Raw genomic sequence first — 1,703 nt, 5'->3', positions numbered from 1 at the left:
CAGACTGTGTGAAAACTAATTTTTAATAAATTGTCTTGGGTATGTTCTTAGTTTGAAACCATTTAAGATGGTTGCGATCGATTTTTTCTCAGTATCGCAATTTTCTCCGCGCGAGCGAAACTGCTATGGCAACGCTACTCTAATTGCTTTACTTAGGCCGTTAACTCCCATAATTGTTATCATTCTTCTGAAGTTGTAAGCTAGGACATGAAGACTTATTTCTGTCCCCACGCTTTTTAAACCTCGTGTTAGTAAGTGGGTAGCTCCCATCCAGAGTTTAATTGTGCCAAAGGGGTGCTCAACAGTTTGCTTGCGATGAAGCATCAATTCAGGTTCATTCTTTAGCTTTTGAAGCATTTCTTCTGTCAGAATCTCATGCACCCACCGCCTTATTCGCCTAGGGTCTTTTTTAGAGTTAGTGCACTGACTTCTTATTTTACAATCTCGACAAGCAATGTGATTGAAGTAAACATCAAGGTATTTACCTTGCTCAAATACCTGCATTCGATTTTGAAGTTCATTACCAGCGGGGCATAAGTAAATATCTTTATTTGCATCGTATTTGAAGAGTGAGCGGTTAAATATCCCTTTCTTTTCAGAGGACGATGTATCCGTCTTGGGCATGATTGGCTCTGCACCCAAATCGATAGTATCTTTTATATCGGGCTGACTGAAGTAACCTTTATCTGCTAATACCCTTATATCTTCCTTGCGCAATGCTTTTTGTGCGAGTTTTGTCATTGACGCAAGCTGGCCTCTATCTGGCACGTTGGTCACCTCATGCGCCACTATAAGGTGGTGCTTGGTATCAACCGCACTTTGCACGTTATAACTCACAACTCTTGTAAAACCTTGAGTTTTCATTAAACGTGAATCAGGATCAGTAGTGGATATTTGCTTGTCAGGATGAGCTTCAACTTGTTCTTTAATCTCGTGTAGTTTTTTTAACTGGCTGCGAAAGTCAGCTAGCCTATCTTTTGTGGCTTTAATTTTTGTGACGTTAGCTTGCTCTTTATCGGCTTCATCAAGTAATTCAAGGTAACGTTCAATGTTCTTTTCGACTCGGTCGATGTGGAATTTAACTTTGCTTGGCGTAAAATTATTGCCTTTGTTGTTGCTAGCTTTAAACTTACTACCATCGATGGCAACAACTGGTTTCTCAAACATATTCAGACGACGGCAGACTTCAACAAACGTTTTGCACACATTTTTTATACCATCTCCGTTGTCTTTTCTAAAATCAGCAATCGTTTTAAAGTCGGGTGCCAACTTACCAAGTAGCCACATCAGTTCAATATTGCGTTGGCATTCGGTTTCTAATCGGCGGGATGATTGAATACGGTTGAGGTAACCATAAAGATACAGTTTTAATAATGTGGCTGGATGATACTTAGGGCGGCCTGTGGACTTTAAAGTTAATCCTTTAAACCCCAATTCAGCTAGATTTAGTTCCTCAATGAAAACATCAATCACTCTGACCGTATTATCTTCACTGACGTAATCTTCCAACGATTCTGGAAATAACGTTGATTGGTCACGACTTTCACCGCTTATAAACTTTGACATACTGCCTCAACCCTCAACTGAATCAATAGTCTAATTATATAAATATCAGTATATTAAGTGAACTAAATGTATAGATTAATAGATCATAAGCAGAACATACTTAGACCAAAAGGTGATCAGAGTTTTCACACAGTCTG

1 protein-coding gene is annotated in these 1,703 nt (G+C 39.1%); it reads right to left on the bottom strand.

Features of this window, described 5'->3' with window-relative positions:
- Window positions 1-123 precede the first annotated feature (123 nt).
- Window positions 124-1,566: an IS1182 family transposase gene (locus L1264_RS21350; protein ID WP_069439015.1), complete on the bottom strand. Its 1,443-nt coding sequence runs from the start codon at window positions 1,564-1,566 to the stop codon at window positions 124-126.
- Window positions 1,567-1,703 lie beyond the last annotated feature (137 nt).

It is taken from the genome of Pseudoalteromonas sp. APAL1 (assembly GCF_021532475.1).
Classification (GTDB): domain Bacteria; phylum Pseudomonadota; class Gammaproteobacteria; order Enterobacterales; family Alteromonadaceae; genus Pseudoalteromonas; species Pseudoalteromonas lipolytica_C.
The sequence above is the reverse complement of the archived record's forward strand: the minus strand, read 5'-3'. Positions and strand labels throughout refer to the sequence as shown.

Excerpts from the sequence above, each read along its gene's own strand:
- L1264_RS21350 (WP_069439015.1), bottom strand. The coding sequence starts at position 1,566 with ATGTCAAAGTTTATAAGCGGTGAAAGTCGTGACCAATCAACGTTATTT.